Genomic DNA, 15084 nt, shown 5'->3' with positions numbered 1-15084 from the left:
GCCATTCGCCCTGCGCGCAGCAGTCCGTTTGATTCTTCCCCCCGGCGGCGCATATCCTTCAGGCTAAGGTCCCGACTTGTCTCTCTTTACGCAGATTTCCCGGTCTTTCCCTATGCCGTTTTTCCGACCCTCGATCTTCTCTGTTTCGCGTTCGCTGGTGAGCGTGGCGGCTCCGATTTTGGCCGCTTCTCTGGGCGTGGCCCCAGCCATAGCGCAGTCCTCATCGATCGGGCAGCCGGCTCCCGTCAAGGTACAGAACTCCGGTAACGGCCCGAACAGCGGTGCCGCAGCCCATGCCGCCGCGCAGGCCAAGTCGTCCTCCCCGGCTCTGATGGACCCGGCCGGCCCGACCATCAGCCTGCAGAACAGCGAAGCGCTCTTTGACGTGGCCGTGGCTCTGAATGCCTGCGGTTACGATGCCGGGCTGGAGCAGTCCGATCCCATCCGCCTGCGCGTTCGCCAGCAGGTGAACGAGATGACGCAGCAGTCGGCCGATGCGCGGGATGCGCGGGACAAGATCTGCTCGTTCATTGATCAGCACCGGCTCTCCGGAGCCAGCCGTGACCTGTCGCAGTATGTCTCGCTCGCGCTCTTTCTGAATCCTCCGCCTGAGCTCTCGCCGAGTGTGGACGAAGAGGAGATGCCGCCGGACTCCACGCAGGTGGAGAACATCTGGCCTCTGCTGCGCGATTTCGTCCAGAAGGCGCAGTTGCACGTGATTTGGGTGGAAGACCACGCGGCCTATGACGCGCTGATCTCGCAGTTCCACGATCCGCTGACCAAGATGATCGTGGACACGAACGCCTATCTGAAGATTCCGGCCAGCACCTATGACGGCCGCCGTTTCCTGGTCGTGCTCGAGCCGCTGCTGTCTCCGGCGGAGACGAATGCCCGTGTCTATGGCGCCGACTATGTGGTGGTGGTTTCTCCGGCCAATGGAACGATCCGGATGGACGATGTGCGTCACACGTACCTCCATTACCAGCTGGAGCCGCTGCTCTACGCGCGGTCGACGGCCATGGACCGGCTGCTGCCGTTCCTGAAGGTGGTGAAGGATGCGCCCCTCGACTTCGTCTACCGCAGCGACATTGTTTCGCTGGTGATCGAGTCCATGATCCGTGCCATCGAGGCGCGCACCATGGAGACCGGTGTGGTGATCCATGCGCTGCCGTCCGATACCGAGCGCCCGGACATGGAAGCGATCTTCAAACAGCACAATGCCGAGGTGCAGAAGGATGCGCAGATCCGCCAGCAGTCGGTCTCGCATTCCATGTCGCTGGGTTTTGTGCTGACGCAGTACTTCTACAACCAGCTCATCAACTTCGAGAAGTCTCCGGAGAGCTTCCAGGAGGCGATCGGCGAAATGGTGTACGGCATGCCGGTGGATGAAGAGATCAACCGGGCGAAGAACGTGCGCTTTGTCGAGGAAGGCTCGACGGACGTGATTGCCCGTACGCCTCGCCAGCCGCGCGGTCTCGACCTGGCGGAGCTGGACCTGATCAAGGGCGATGCGACTTCGGCCTCATCGCTGGCGCAGAAGGCTTTGGATCAGAAGACCGGCGATCCGGCTCGCGCCAACTTCATCCTTGCCCGGGCCGATCTGGTCGAAGGGCACATGGACGATGCCGAGAAGGCCTTCCGCGAGACGGTGCGCCTCTCGCAGGATCCGCGCATGTCGGCGTGGTCGCATATCTACCTCGGCCGCATTCTCGACGTGGAAGAGGAGCGCGACCAGGCCGTGGCCGAGTACAAGGCTGCGCTCACCGTGCGCGACGGCCAGCCGGATACCAAGGCTGCCGCGGAAAAGGGCGTAAAGGCGCCGTTCACGCTGCCGAAGCATGAGGAGTCGGATAGCGATGCGGAGGATGACGGCAAGGCTCCGGCCAAGCCGCAGGGCACGGCATCCCCGGATTCCGGCAGCACCCAGGCCGCGCCACAAAACAGCCAGCCGCAGCGTTAATCGCGGAAGCCGTTGAAGTATCTGGTGTGCTGAATACCCGGGACGTATGATCGGGAGCGATATTTGCGTCGCTCTCGATAAACCGGCGCGTGTGGAGAAGGAATTCAGGCAGAGAGATCGGGCGGAAGTCCGGAAGGAGCAGTTCTGAAGCGCGTGTCACGCCAGGATGCGGAAAACAGTGGCCGGTCCGGAAGCCAGTTTAGTGACCTGGAGCACCGGCTGGGTCATTGCTTCGAGCGCTCCGGGCTGCTGGCTCGCGCTCTGACCCACCGCTCGCTCGCGTATGAGCAGAATCTGGCTCATGCTGTCGCTCCCGCCGGGAAGGTCGCGGCCAGCCAGCCGGAGCCTGTGCACGATCCATCCTCGGACAATGAGCAGCTCGAATTTCTGGGCGACGCGGTGCTAGGCTTTCTCGCCGCGGAGGAGCTGTGCCAGCGCTATCCCGGTCTGGATGAAGGGCAGCTGACGCGGCTGCGCGCCGAACTGGTCAGCCGGCGGCATCTGGGCGAAGTGGCGATTGGTCTCAAGCTGGGCGATTCCATGTTGCTGGGCAAGGGAGAAGAGCGCAGCGGAGGGCGGAAGAAGCATGCGCTGCTGGCCAATTGCATGGAGGCGGTGATTGCGGCTCTCTATCTCGACGCGGGGCTGGAATTCACGCGGCAGTTCGTGATTCGCGAAGTGATTGCTCCGTCGGTAGAGGAACTGCGCGGGCGCCTGTTGGGCGGCGGCAGCATCGGCGATCACAAGTCAGCATTGCAGGAACGGGTGCAGGCGCAGAAGCTGGGACAGCCGGAGTACCAGGTGCGGGCGGAAAGCGGCCCCGACCATCGGAAGAAGTTTCTTGTGGAAGTAAGTATCGCCGGCGAGCAGGGGCGTCCATTGGCGCGCGGCTCGGGCAATACCAAGAAGAAGGCCGAGCAGGAGGCCGCGCGGCGTGCGCTGCTGCGCCTGGAGCGCGAGGCGCAAGGGCTCGCCGGAGATGATCCGGAGCTGGATGGGGATGAGGAGCCGGAAGCTCTGCTGGAGCGTCAGCGGTGAGCATGCCCGGCAATGCCATTCCGGCCGAAGAGCAGCCATCCGCTGCGCAGAAGCCTCCGCATGTGCTGCATGTCATCTACCCCTCGCCGTTCGAGGCGGTGCGCTCGCTGCTAACCATCATCGTCGTCGCGCTCTTTGCGCTGACGTTCATCCTGCAGCCCTTCCGGATTCCCTCCGAATCCATGGAGCGGACGCTTCTGGTTGGCGATTTCCTGCTGGTGAACAAGACGATTTATGGCGGGACATCCAGCATCTGGCGTCACCTGCTGCCCTATAAGGATGTTGCTGACGGCGATATCGTGGTCTTCCATTTCCCCCTGAATCCGCCCGAGCATGTGGTCAAGCGGGTGGTCGGCGTACCGGGCGACCGCATCCGGTTCGTGAACGGCGTGGTGTATCGCAACGGCAAGGCGCTTACCGAGCCGCATGCCGTGTATGAGACCGCCGAGGAGGATAGCTTCCGCGATCAGTTTCCGGCAGGCGGTTATACGAACCCCGGTATCGATCCGCACTGGTTCCAGCACCTGCGCGCGGAGGTACAGAACGGCGAACTGGTGGTTCCGGCGGACAGCTACTTTGTGCTGGGGGACAATCGTAACCACAGCCGCGACAGCCGCTATTGGGGCTTTGTGCCGCGGGAGAACATTGTGGGGCGGCCATTCCTGATCTATTTTTCGCTGCGCCAGCCTTCGACGACCGACCTGCCGGAGTTTCCTCAGGTCCGGGCCGGCCAGGCGGCGAATGATAAACTCGGACACGAGGAAGTAGCCAACAGGATCGCGGATTTTGCGCGCTGGAGCCGCATGCTGCGCATCGTGCGCTAGTCCGCCAGGGAGATCCGACGGAGACCATGGAGCAGACGCTCGAGCCCCAGAACGGCAAGCAGACCGAAAGCAAAGGCACCAGGGAAAAGGACGAAACTCCGTTCGAGGCATTTGCTTCGATCTGCGGCGTGCTGGTTCTTGGACTGTTCGCGTTTGCCTTCGTCTTTCAGAACTTCGCGATTCCCTCTGGTTCCATGGAGAAGACGCTGCTGGTAGGCGACCACGTGATGGTGGATCGCATCACGCTGGCGCCACCCGCGCACTGGGCGCCGTTCGTGCACCATCGCGACGTAAAGCGTGGCGATATCATCGTCTTTTTCAAGCCGGGTGAGCCGGACCTTTATCTTGTGAAGCGTGTCGTCGGTGTGCCCGGCGATCATATTCATCTGGTGAACGGCATCGTGTATTTGAACGGCGTGGCGCAGAACGAGCCTCAGGCCGGCAAGCCCGCGCCGGATGCGATCTACCCCTATCGCGACGATTTCCCGGCCTTCGCTCCACCCGAGCGTAGCGAGGTGACGGCGGAGTGGCAGGTCGATCTGCCGAACCACATCCAGAATGGCGATCTCGTCGTGCCCGAGGGCAAGTATTTCGCCATGGGCGACAACCGCACGGTGAGCCTGGACAGCCGCTACTGGGGCTTCGTGCCGCGTGCCAACATCGTCGGCCGCCCGCTCTTCGTCTACTGGTCGTTCATCACCCCGGAGACGCAGTACGAGAAGACCGGCATGGGCGATCGCATTGCTGCCGTCGGACATATCCTCCTGCACTTCTTCGATCAAACGCGGTGGAGCCGTACGCTTCATCTGGTGAAGTAGCATGACCGGAACCGATGCGGGCGAGACGCCCGTCCCGGCGCGCCGTTACGACAAGGCGCTGCGCATCCTCTCCCTGCTGCTGATCGTGTCTGTGCTGGTGGCCGCCTTTATCGTGCCGCTGGTGAATATCAATCGTTATCACCGGACGATCACGGATACGATCGAACGCAGCCTCGGGCATCCGGTGCATATCGGCTCGGTAAAGCTGCAGATGCTGCCGCGCCCGGGGCTTGCCATCACCGATTTTGTGGTGGAAGAGAATGCGGACTTCGGTGCGGAGCCGATGCTGCGTGCGCCTTCAGTCACGGTCTCACTGCGGCTGAGCTCCCTGTGGCGGCGCAGGCTCGAGGTGAGCCGCATCGATCTCGACCAGGCGAGCGTCAATCTCGTGCGCAATGCGCAGGGGCAGTGGAATTTCGGCACGCTGCTCGAGCAGGCCTCGCACACCGCGAACGCGCCTACCGCGCAGCGGCATTCGGGCGCGAGCCCGCGCTTTCCCTATATCGAGTTCTCCGGTGCCCGCTTCAACTTCAAGTCCGGTGTTGAAAAATCCGGATTCTCTTTCCTGAACAGCGATCTCTCCATCTGGCTTGAATCGGCGAATGAGTGGCGGCTGCGCTTCGAGGCGCAGCCGGTGCGCACCGATATGAGTCTCGACCTCGAAGACACCGGCACGATCCAGGTGGATGGCTCGCTCGATCGCGCAGCCGCACTCAACCAGATGCCGGTCAGGCTGCACGCCGAGTGGAACCACGCCGAGCTGGGGCAGGCCGGAGAGATGCTGCTTGGTTTCGATGCTGGATGGCGCGGCGATCTGCGTGCCGACGCCGATCTGGCCGGCCCGATCGAGAATCTGCAGGTCAAGACGCACCTGCGTGTCGGCAATGCGCATCGCGAAGAGTTCACACCGATGAATGCCTTCGACATCGATGCCCGTTGCCAGGCCGGATATCGGCATGCGGCGCGGGCGCTCGATGGGCTCACCTGCCTGTGGCCGGTGGAGAGCGGGCATCTGCTGCTGACCGGCAACGTTGCGGATATCGCCGCGCGCAAGGCGCAGCTGGCGTTTGAGATCAACCAGGTTCCGGCCTCCTTTGCGGTCAACGTGTTGGGACTGCTGCGCTCCGAGTTGCCCACGGACCTCGAGGCGAAGGGCACGATCGCAGGCACCTTCCACTACGACACGGAGAGCGAGGCTGCGCCGGAGCTTACCGGGGATGCGACCGTAACTCCGCTCGAAGTCTCGTTTGCAGGGGATGGCACGCCCTTCCGCTTTGCCTCCTTGCACTTTGTGGCGCGGGGCGCAGAGCCGGTGGCAGCGAAGCCCACGGGGCGGAAGCATAAAAAAGAAATGACACCGGCTGCGTCGCCGGCAGCGCAGGGAATCGTTCTCGAGCCGGCAACGATGGAGATGGGGGGCAGTGCTCCCTTCGGTATCTCCGGTGAGATGACGCAGGCAGGATTCTCGTTCCACCTGGTGGGAGCTGCTCCGATGGCGCGCCTGCGCCAGCTGGCCGGGGCGCTTGGATCTCTGCATCCACTGATGGCGCATGTCGCGCCGCAGGGCACGGCGAATATCGATCTGACCTTTGCGCGTCCGTGGACGGCCGAGCCGGCGATCGCGGCCGATGGTTCTCTGCTGCCGCGTTATGCGGATGTGCAGGGCTGGCTGCGTCTCGAAAAGGCGCAGGCCGTTCTGCCCTGGCTGAGCGATCCGGTAGAGCTGGCTTCCGCTACGGTGAATTTCGACGACACAGGCATGCACTGGGCGAATGTCGCAGCGACGCTGCACGGCATTGCGCTGCGCGGCTCGCTGGATGCTGCACTGCGTTGCGAGAGCGTGTGCCCGGCGCGGCTGAATCTCGATGTGCCCCAGCTCGATGCGGCGGCGCTGGAGACGGTGCTGCTCGGCTCCGGGCATCCGGGTGCTCTGGTGCAGGCGATTTTGTCCGAGGTCGAGCCGAAGAAGAGCTGGCCTGCGCTTGAAGGACAGGTCCATGTGGGAGCCTTCACGCTGGGCACGCTGACGCTGCACGATGTACGTGCGCAGATTGCCGCCGATGGGCGCGGCTGGACGATTCCGTCGCTCGATGCGAGCGCGCTGAACGGCAGCCTGCATGCTTCGGGGCGAATGGACGGCTCACACGGCGCGCCGCGCTACAGCCTCAAGACGACGTGGAGCGGCGTGGCCATGGCTCCGGTTGCCGCGCTCTTTGCCGAGAAGTGGCCTGCAACGGGAACGCTCGATGGGGGCGCGGACCTGACGCTCTCCGGCTACACGGAGGCTGATCTTCTCTCCTCGGCGCAGGGCCGCTTTCACTGGCAGTGGAACCACGGCTCGCTGACAGCTCCGGCTGGACGTCTCGCGGCGGGCGCCATGGCGCCGTCGGGCTTTACGCAGTGGAATGCTTCGGGAACAATCGGCAACGGTGCGCTGGTGCTGGGAAATGCTGCGCCGGCAGCCGGTGCTGTTGCCGGCAAGATTGGTTTTGATCGCGGCTTGAGCCTGAGCTGGCCCGAAGGACAGATCGTCGGCGGAACACTGGCGCATCCGCTGGTGACGGCCAAGCCGTAGCGTGATGGGCTCTAGGCGTTGGGAGCAGCCTCGGCTGCTCCTTCTTCTTGCGCATCAAAGCGCCTAAGATGGCTCGAGCGGAGCCCGATAAGGGCAGACACGATGAGAACAGGATTGCTGCGCTTCGATGGTACGGTCGCACACGATCCCGCGATCGACGCCTGGATGAAGGCACATGAGAATGCGCTGGGAGCCATCGCGCGCACCTGGTTCGATGTAATGCGGCGATGCGGGGATGAGGTCCGAGAGCTGTTGCATGATGGCTGCCCGACGGCTTGCTTTGGCGACGTGCCCTTCGCTTATGTCCATGCCTTCACTTCCCACGTGAATGTGGGCTTCTTTCAGGGAGCTTCGCTGCCGGACCCGTCCCGGCTCCTGGAGGGGAGCGGCAGGTTCATGCGTCACGTAAAGCTGAGGCCGGACCGTGCGATCGATGCTGCCGCGCTCCGCATCCTCATTGAGACGGCCTATGCGGACATCAAGGCGCGCGTAGAAAACGGGGAGTAGGAGTGCTGGCAGCTTGGTGTGGGGCTGCTACTGTTGCGGAGCGCCGGTCAGGTCCTGCGTGTGCACGGTGCTTTGCAGTTCTGGCACTGCGCCGTCATTCACGACAATCTTCTGCGGTGTGCCCTGGACGAGCATGCGGTGGGTGGTGAGTGTCTTGCCGGGCAGGCGGACGCGTTCGGTGAGTGTTCCCTTGGCGGAGATGACGGTCACCGGTACCTCGGCTTCGGTGTAGCCGTCGTTCTGGATATCGATGCCTACGAGGTACTGTCCGCCGGCCTGCGCCACCGGGCTGGGATGCACGGCGGCGATGGAGAGATCGGGCAGGCCGCGGTCGGCGTTCACCCAGTTGGCAAAGAGCCATTGCAGGTCCTGCGCCGGGTCGAAACCATCGGAGCGCTCGGTCAGCTTTTCAAAATACTCCGGGCTCGTATCTTCGCTGGGGCGATAGTCGGTCAGCGCGTTGGACAGCTGCTTGTCGGTGGTGTTGTCGCGCAGCATCCACAGAACGTACGTCGCCTTGGTGCGGAAATACACCGGATCGGTCGCATCGAGGAGGCTTTCGCCGCCGCCTGCGCCGGGTGAGGCCGGCTCGGCAAAGGACAACGCTCCGCGCTGCTGCTCGAGGCTGGCGAGGGCCAGGTCGCGGCTCTGCGTGTGCTCGATCCACAACGACTCGACGAAGTTCGGCACGCCCTCGTTGAGCCATTCGCGCGGCGAGGTGAAGTACGTGTGGGCGAGTCCGTGGGCCACCTGCGGCTCGAGTTTTTCGAAAGGCGTATTGTCCACGCTGGTCGCCAGCAGCGAGCCCTGCTCGAAGGCTGCGTCACCGGCCTCAGGCAGATCGAGAATGGTCAACGGCTCACGCTGTTTCTGCCCCAGCCACTGCTCGACGAGCGGACGCACCGCCGCGGCAGCATTGACGTAATTCTGCGCGTTGGGCTGGTCTTCGGTACGCGTATAGATGTGCAGGCCGTCTTCCGTTCTCGCCTTATCTGTGGTGAGGAAGAGCGATGGTACGGCAAAACCCATCGGGACCGGTCCATAGCTTGCGGTCACCACGCCGGGTGCTGTCTCCGAAGGCGCGGCCTCGGGCTTGTCGATTGCAACGGGATGCCCGTTGAGCACGGCAAGCGTCGGGGCAATGTCATAAAACTCCGCGCTCACGCGGATGCGGATCGTGGCTTCAGATTGCCGCTGCTTCTGGCGGGCGATCTCCTGGAAGAGCTTCGCTCCGTCGCCGAGCAGCGCGGGCGGCGCGGTGACCGGGTACCAGACCACATTGCCGAAGCCGCGCAGACCGACGAAATCGGCCGAGATTTCGTCCCAGTCCGAGTGCGCTGCGGCATCGGCCGGCGTACCCATCTGCTCGAGGCGTTTGGCGCTGGCCTGGATGGTGCCGTCGTAAGCGATCTCAAGATCGAGCGTAGCCTTGGGAGCCAGCGGCTCGGGCAGTTCGAGAACGGCTTCGTTGAGCTGGCCGGTATGGTCGGCATCGCTGTTGAGCGTGGCTACGCCGTAGGTGATCCGCTTGCCTGCGGAGCTGATGCCGTCGAACTTCAGGTCGGAGCTGAGCTGGACCGGCACCACGCGGAGCGGCGCCGGGCCGTCATTGCGGATCGTGATGCGTGCCTGCGCTGAGAGGGTCTGCTGCTGCGGCAGGAGGTGAACGTCGAGATCGTACCGCGTGTAGGTGACGGCGCCGCGCTCTTCATCCGTGACCTTGGCCGCAGGATGCGCCGCTTCGGCGGGCTGATCCGACTGCGAGGGGTCGGACGTCGAGCGGTGAAAGAGAACCTGGCCATGCGGTGCGGGCTGGGCGGGGCTTTCCTGCGTGGCGGGATTCTGCTGGGTATTGCTTTGCTGAGCGGCTGCCGTGCAGCAGGCTGCGCCGAGGACGGCTGCTGCCGCCAACTTCCAATGCGTCATGAACCGAGGCCTTTTTTCTCCTTGCGGGGCTTGGCCGCTTCGGCGGGTGCGGCTTTCTGTCGGCGCTGGCGGGCGGCCTCGAAAAGGACCACGGCGCCGGCGGCCGAGACGTTGAGCGAGGACACCTTGCCGGCCATGGGAATGCGCAGCAGGTGGTCGCAGCTCTTCTTGACCAGGTCGTGCATGCCGTCGCCTTCGCGGCCCAGCACTACCACCGTATTCGACGTGAAATCGTACTCGTCGTAAGCCTGGGTGCCGCGCTCGTCCAGGCCGACGACCCAGATGTTCTGCTCCTTGAGCTGCTCGAGCGCGCGGACCAGGTTGACGACGCGGGCGATGCGGACATGCTCGGCGGCTCCGGCCGAGGCCTTGATGGCGACAGCGGAGAGTGGCGCGGCGCGGCGCTCGGTCATGACCACGCCATCGACGCCGGAGGCGTCGGCGGTGCGCAGCAGGGCGCCCAGGTTCTGCGGGTCTTCCAGGCCGTCGAGAGCCAGCATGAGACGGGACTGGCCGGAGGGGGATGCAAGCAGGTCTTCAATCTCCAGGAATTCGCGTTCCCGGACCACGGCGACCACGCCCTGGTGTCCGGCGGTCTTGGCCATCCGGGTCAGTTCTTCCTTCGATTCGAAGCGGATGCGGACGCCGCCCTCGCGGCAGGCGTCGATGACCTTCTGTAGCCGCTTGTCGCCGCGTTCGCGCGCCACGCATACGTGGTCAAAGCGCCGGCTGCCGGAGCGCAAGGCCTCCTCGACCGGGTGGAGGCCGTAAAGAATTTCCATACTTTTAGTTTACTGCTGCGGACTGGCCTGGACGGCCAGTCCCGCTCTGTGTTCAGGGGGAATTTCCCGCATCGTTTGCTTTGCCTGCGGCATCACGTTCATACTTGGGAAGTTAGCGAACGAAACTTCACCCCCGATGAGGATTCGCTTCCATTCCTCCTTTTGGCCGCACAAAGGGGTGCGTATGAGTTTCGTCCGCAAACTCGAGATTCTTGTCGAAAAGAGCGTCTTCGCTCCGGCTTCGTCCGTCTCTGAAGCTGAGATGAGCACTGCAGCCCTATCACTGACCCAGCAGGCGCGCGCCGAGAACCTGGCCATCGCCCAGGGATTGCGTGGTGGCGACGCCGAACTGCTGGATCGTCTGATCCTGCAGTATCAGCACCGCCTGCTCCGCTATCTGATGTACCTCACCAGCAATCGTGAGATTGCCGAAGACCTTTTCCAGGAGACCTGGATGCGGGTGCTGACGCGCGGTTCGCAGTACAACGGCTCGGCCCGCTTCGATACCTGGCTGTTCACGATTGCGCGCAACCTGGTGATCGACTTCCGGCGCCGCCGGACCATGGCCAGCCTCGAAGAGATGAGCGAGAACGACGAGGACGAGCGCCCCTACGAGGTGGCCAGCAACGAGCCCAATCCTTTCGATCATTACCAGAGCAGCGAAAATGCCGGCCGCATGGCCGAGGCCCTGCTTACGCTCGAGCCGCTGCAGCGCGAAGTCCTGATCCTGCGCTTCCATGAGGAGCTCTCGCTCGAGGAGATCGCGCAGGTGACGCGGGCTCCGCTTTCGACGGTCAAGTCGCGGCTCTATCGCGGCCTGGCGACGCTGCGGCCGCGGGTGGAGAGCCGGGCAGAAGCAAAGATGGAAACCATGCCGGTGGCGAGGGAGGTGCGATGAGCGAACGTCCGACAGCATCTTCTTCCTTCGATCCGCAGCTGATCCGCGCACTGGCCGGGCTGGACGCGGATGCCAGCATGCTGGCGGTGCAGCGGACGCGCCGCGCGGTGATGGTGGCGGCCAACGAGCGCCGCATGGCCCGGGTCCAGGCGCAGAAGCAGCTGGGCATGGTGCTGCTGGCTATCGGCGGCCTGCTCATCTTCCTGACTCCGGCGATCTGGCTGATGGCGGACGATCTTTTTGAGGGAGAGCATTTCCAGGATCCGCCGACGCTCGCGGTGTCCATGGTCGTTACCTTTCTGACGGCCATCTTTGCCGCGCTGATCGTTACCTGGCGCAAACGCGAGTCCCTGGGCGGTGAGCCGCGTGGCGGTGAAAAGTACTGATCTCCTGTTAAGGGCTTGCCTGTTGCATGAACGATTTGAGGCAAAACGGTTTTGCTTCGCCGCGTGAGGCGAAGATCGGCAGCGACATCAGCGAAGAGCTTCGACTGATCCCACGATGGTCCATGGTGGGAGCGCTTGCAGCATTTGCTCTGACCGAATACTACTTCTGGGTGGTGCTGCCCGCGCACCGCCACCATCCCAGCCCGTTGCCGGTGGCCCTGCGCTTCTACCTGCTGATCAGCTGGGGAGCGCTGGCCGCGCTCTACGTGCTGATGATGGGCTACATCAGCAATGACGCTCCGCGGCGCGGCATGAGCGCGCGCCTGTGGATGGTCTGCGTGGTGATGCCGGGCGGTATCGGCGCGGTGCTCTACTTCCTGCTGCGCCAGCCGATTCTCACCTCCTGCCCCTCATGCGGCACGCGGATCACAGGAAACGATCACTTCTGTCCGCATTGCGCCTACCAGATAGCTCCATGCTGCGGGAATTGTTATCGCACGACGAGCATCACCGATCTTTTCTGCACCCACTGCGGACACGATCTGGCTTCCGATCATCGCCCGGCCCGGTTGCAGGCCTTCCCGGGCTGAAGCGAAGGGGACTCTCTTTCCAATGGATGGAATGCGGCAAAGCGGAAACTCGCCCTTGCATGAGGCGAAGACGGGCAGCGATATCAGCCAGGAGCTGCATCTGATTCCGCGCTGGTCGATGCTCGGCGCGCTGATCGCCTTCGCGCTCACGGAATACTACTTCCTGGTTGTGCTTCCCATGCACAACCACCATCCCAGCGCGCTGCCGGTGGCCCTGCACTTTTATCTTGTGCTCAGCTGGGGAGCGCTGGCCGCCGTCTCCATGCTGATGATGGGCTACATCAGCAATGACGCTCCGCGGCGCGGCATGAGCGCGCGCCTGTGGATGGTCTGCGTGGTGATGCCGGGCGGCATCGGCGCGGTGCTCTACTTCCTGCTGCGCCAGCCGATCCTCACCTCCTGCCCCTCATGCGGCACGCGGATCACGGGGAATTATCACTTCTGTCCGCAATGCGCTTACCAGGTATCGGCAAGCTGCGGAAACTGCTATCGCACGACGAGCATCACCGATCTTTTCTGCACGCACTGCGGACACGATCTGGCTTCCGATCATCGCCCGGCCCGTCTGCAGGCCTTCCCCGGCTAGGGACTGGCCTTCCAGTTGTTAGTTGTCAGTTTTCAGTTGCCAGTCCCCAGTTGCCGGGTGGGGGACTGGATGCGCCACGGATTTCAACCCCGGGGTTCGTGCCTCCCCACACAAGCCAACACCGGGCTTGTGTGGGCCACCCGCCAACCAGCAACTGGCAACTGGGGACTGGGGACCGGCAACCGCTTTATACTAAAAACTTGGCATCAACCGCACCCATCACGGCGCTGATTATCGACGACGAGCAGCTTGCCCGCGAAGAGCTGAAGTATCTGCTCGATACGGCCGGCAGTGTCGAGGTGCTGGCGCAGGGTTCGAACGGTGTCGAGGCGGTTGAGCTCATCCGCGAATACCAGCCCGACGTTGTTTTTCTCGACGTGCAGATGCCGGGGCTCGATGGCTTTGCCGTCCTCAAGCAGCTCATCGAGCATCGCGACCTGATTCCCCAGATTGTCTTCGCGACGGCTTTCGACCAGTATGCGGTGCGTGCCTTCGACGTCAATGCCATCGACTACCTGCTGAAGCCCTTCGACCGCAATCGCGTGCTGCAGGCGCTCGACCGCGTGCGGCTGCGCCTGCAGGAAATGAACGGCAGCGAGGCGGAGCCGGCGAAGCCCGCAGGCGATCTGAACATCGACACGCTGCTGCGCCTGATCGAGCAGCAGCAGGCCAGCCCCCGTCCGCACAGCGGCAAGATTGTGCTGCAGGCACAGAGCCGCCTGCTGCTGGTGGACCAGAAAGATATCTGCTTTGCCTCGATCGATGAGGGCGTGATCTCGGTGGTGACGCCGACGCTCGAAGGGCAGTCGAAGTGCCGTACGCTCGAGGAATTGCTGGAACTGCTGGACCCGAATCTCTTCTGGCGGGCCCATCGCTCCTTCGTGGTGAACATCAACCACATCAAGGAAGTGGTGCCGTGGTTCAAGTCGAGCTACCAGCTGCGCATGGATGACCGCAAGCAGACGGAGATTCCGGTGAGCCGCGCACAGACACGCCGCCTGCGCGAGCTGTTCAAGCTGTAAGCAGCTTCTAGCTCTTAGCTTTTAGCTCGACCGTGCCGCTGAGTGCACCCTTCTCTCTGCGCGTTTTTAGGTCCGGGGAAAGAGGCAGCAAGTCCTGGAAAACAAGCACAAAAAATAACAAAAAGGCCACGCATCGAGCGTGGCCTTCCGTTTTCAATCTTTAGCTAGAAGCTAGAAGCTAGAAGCTAGAAGCTAGAAGCTAGAAGCTAGAAGCTAGAAGCTAGAAGCTAGAAGCTAGAAGCTAGAAGCTAGAAGCTAGAAGCTGCCTAGTCGTAGCGCTCGAAGATGACCTGCTTCTTATCCCAGCCCAGACCGGTGAGGCGGTCGCGGTTGCCGGAGACCATCTCGTTCAGGCCGCAGATGTAAGCGTGGATGTCGTAGGGCGCACCCTCGGCCACGGTAATCTCTGGCGTGCCGGCGGCGCGGCGTGTGACGACATCGGCAACGTGATCCTGCACGTAGCCGCGCAGTCCTTCCCAGCCCTCGTGCGGACGGCTGAGCGTGGCGAGGTAGTGGAAGTTGGGGCGCTCGGCGGCAAGCTTCTCGAAATACTTCTGGAAGTAGAGCTCGCTTTCATGGCGCGTGCCGTAGACCAGCCAGATGTGGCGGCCTTCGCTGCGATCCTCGCCCGACTCGGGGAAAAGATGCTCGGCAAAGCCGCGCATGGGCGCAATGCCGGTGCCGGTGGCGATGAAAATGCTGTCGGTCAACGGCTTACGCAGCGTAAAGAGGCCGTGCGGACCGTGGAAATTCACTTCCTGGCCGGGTTCCAGATCGCAGAGGCGATTGGAGAAGAAGCCGCCTTCGACGCGGTTTACGCACAGATCGAAGCGATTGGCCGAGGGACCGGAGGCGATCGAATAGGCGCGGGTCTGTTGTTTGCCGTTGCCATCCTCTGCGACTACCGAGACAAACTGGCCAGAGATGAAAGGAAAAGATTCAGCTGCGGGAACAGAAAATTCGAGGTGGTAGCACTGTGCACGCTCGGAAAGAAGCTTCTTGTTTTCAAGGCGTGCGACGGAGAGTTGACGAGCCAAAACTGTTTTACCTGCCTTTGACGGGAGTGGTAACAGTCTATTGCCTCAAGGGTCGCTTTGCATCCCTCGAAGCGCAACAAATCCGTAATTGCAGGCGAATCTGATCTTTGCAATCCCATTCCATCCACCAGATTG

Annotated in this window: 14 protein-coding genes; 11 read left to right on the top strand and 3 right to left on the bottom strand. The window is 62.9% G+C overall.

Annotated elements, in window-relative coordinates; translation table 11 throughout:
• Nucleotides 1-112: 112 nt before the first annotated feature.
• The 6 genes from ESZ00_RS19090 to ESZ00_RS19065 all read left to right on the top strand — a co-directional run bounded on the left by ESZ00_RS19090 (nt 113) and on the right by ESZ00_RS19065 (nt 7722).
• Nucleotides 113-1960 (top strand): tetratricopeptide repeat protein, encoded by a 1848-nt coding sequence (locus ESZ00_RS19090; protein WP_129209990.1) that lies wholly within the window; start codon nt 113-115, stop codon nt 1958-1960.
• 153 nt (nt 1961-2113) lie between these two features.
• Nucleotides 2114-2998, top strand: coding sequence for a ribonuclease III (gene rnc / locus ESZ00_RS19085; RefSeq protein WP_229741123.1), 885 nt, complete (start codon nt 2114-2116; stop codon nt 2996-2998).
• A 2-nt stretch (nt 2999-3000) separates the two neighbouring features.
• On the top strand, nt 3001-3822 hold the full coding sequence (lepB, locus tag ESZ00_RS19080) for a signal peptidase I (RefSeq protein WP_129209989.1): 822 nt from the start codon (nt 3001-3003) through the stop codon (nt 3820-3822).
• A gap of 26 nt (nt 3823-3848) precedes the next feature.
• A complete protein-coding gene (gene lepB, locus ESZ00_RS19075) occupies nt 3849-4640 on the top strand; it encodes a signal peptidase I (RefSeq protein WP_129209988.1) in 792 nt (263 codons plus the stop codon).
• Between the two features lies 1 nt (nt 4641).
• Nucleotides 4642-7215, top strand: coding sequence for an AsmA family protein (locus ESZ00_RS19070; protein WP_129209987.1), 2574 nt, complete (start codon nt 4642-4644; stop codon nt 7213-7215).
• Nucleotides 7216-7317: 102 nt separating this feature from the next.
• On the top strand, nt 7318-7722 hold the full coding sequence (locus tag ESZ00_RS19065) for a DUF1801 domain-containing protein (RefSeq protein ID WP_129209986.1): 405 nt from the start codon (nt 7318-7320) through the stop codon (nt 7720-7722).
• A 27-nt stretch (nt 7723-7749) separates the two neighbouring features.
• On the opposite strand, the gene ESZ00_RS19060 is transcribed toward ESZ00_RS19065, so the two are convergent.
• Both ESZ00_RS19060 and rlmB read right to left on the bottom strand, forming a co-directional pair.
• Nucleotides 7750-9648, bottom strand: coding sequence for a M1 aminopeptidase family protein (locus tag ESZ00_RS19060; protein WP_129209985.1), 1899 nt, complete (start codon nt 9646-9648; stop codon nt 7750-7752).
• Nucleotides 9645-10430: a 23S rRNA (guanosine(2251)-2'-O)-methyltransferase RlmB gene (gene rlmB / locus ESZ00_RS19055; protein ID WP_129209984.1), complete on the bottom strand. Its 786-nt coding sequence runs from the start codon at nt 10428-10430 to the stop codon at nt 9645-9647. Before rlmB ends, ESZ00_RS19060 begins: the two co-directional genes overlap by 4 nt.
• A gap of 184 nt (nt 10431-10614) precedes the next feature.
• On the opposite strand from rlmB, the gene ESZ00_RS19050 reads away from it, so the two are divergent.
• From ESZ00_RS19050 to ESZ00_RS19030, 5 genes are all read left to right on the top strand, one after another.
• Nucleotides 10615-11328: an RNA polymerase sigma factor gene (locus ESZ00_RS19050; protein ID WP_373283904.1), complete on the top strand. Its 714-nt coding sequence runs from the start codon at nt 10615-10617 to the stop codon at nt 11326-11328.
• A complete protein-coding gene (locus ESZ00_RS19045) occupies nt 11325-11714 on the top strand; it encodes a hypothetical protein (RefSeq protein ID WP_129209983.1) in 390 nt (129 codons plus the stop codon). Before ESZ00_RS19050 ends, ESZ00_RS19045 begins: the two co-directional genes overlap by 4 nt.
• Before the next feature lie 35 nt (nt 11715-11749).
• Nucleotides 11750-12304: a zinc ribbon domain-containing protein gene (locus ESZ00_RS19040; RefSeq protein ID WP_229741122.1), complete on the top strand. Its 555-nt coding sequence runs from the start codon at nt 11750-11752 to the stop codon at nt 12302-12304.
• A 31-nt stretch (nt 12305-12335) separates the two neighbouring features.
• Nucleotides 12336-12890 carry a double zinc ribbon domain-containing protein gene (locus ESZ00_RS19035; protein ID WP_229741121.1) on the top strand — a complete coding sequence of 185 codons (555 nt, stop codon included), beginning with the start codon at nt 12336-12338 and terminating at the stop codon, nt 12888-12890.
• Nucleotides 12891-13090: 200 nt separating this feature from the next.
• The gene (locus ESZ00_RS19030; RefSeq protein ID WP_129209982.1) at nt 13091-13912 is read left to right on the top strand and encodes a LytR/AlgR family response regulator transcription factor; all 822 of its coding nucleotides are present in this window, start codon (nt 13091-13093) and stop codon (nt 13910-13912) included.
• A 266-nt stretch (nt 13913-14178) separates the two neighbouring features.
• Here the strand turns inward: ESZ00_RS19030 and ESZ00_RS19025 are convergent, their stop codons facing one another.
• Nucleotides 14179-14949 (bottom strand): ferredoxin--NADP reductase, encoded by a 771-nt coding sequence (locus ESZ00_RS19025; protein WP_129209981.1) that lies wholly within the window; start codon nt 14947-14949, stop codon nt 14179-14181.
• Nucleotides 14950-15084 lie beyond the last annotated feature (135 nt).

It is taken from the genome of Silvibacterium dinghuense, from assembly GCF_004123295.1.
GTDB classification, from domain to species: domain Bacteria; phylum Acidobacteriota; class Terriglobia; order Terriglobales; family Acidobacteriaceae; genus Silvibacterium; species Silvibacterium dinghuense.
This window is presented reverse-complemented; position numbering and strand designations above follow the sequence as displayed.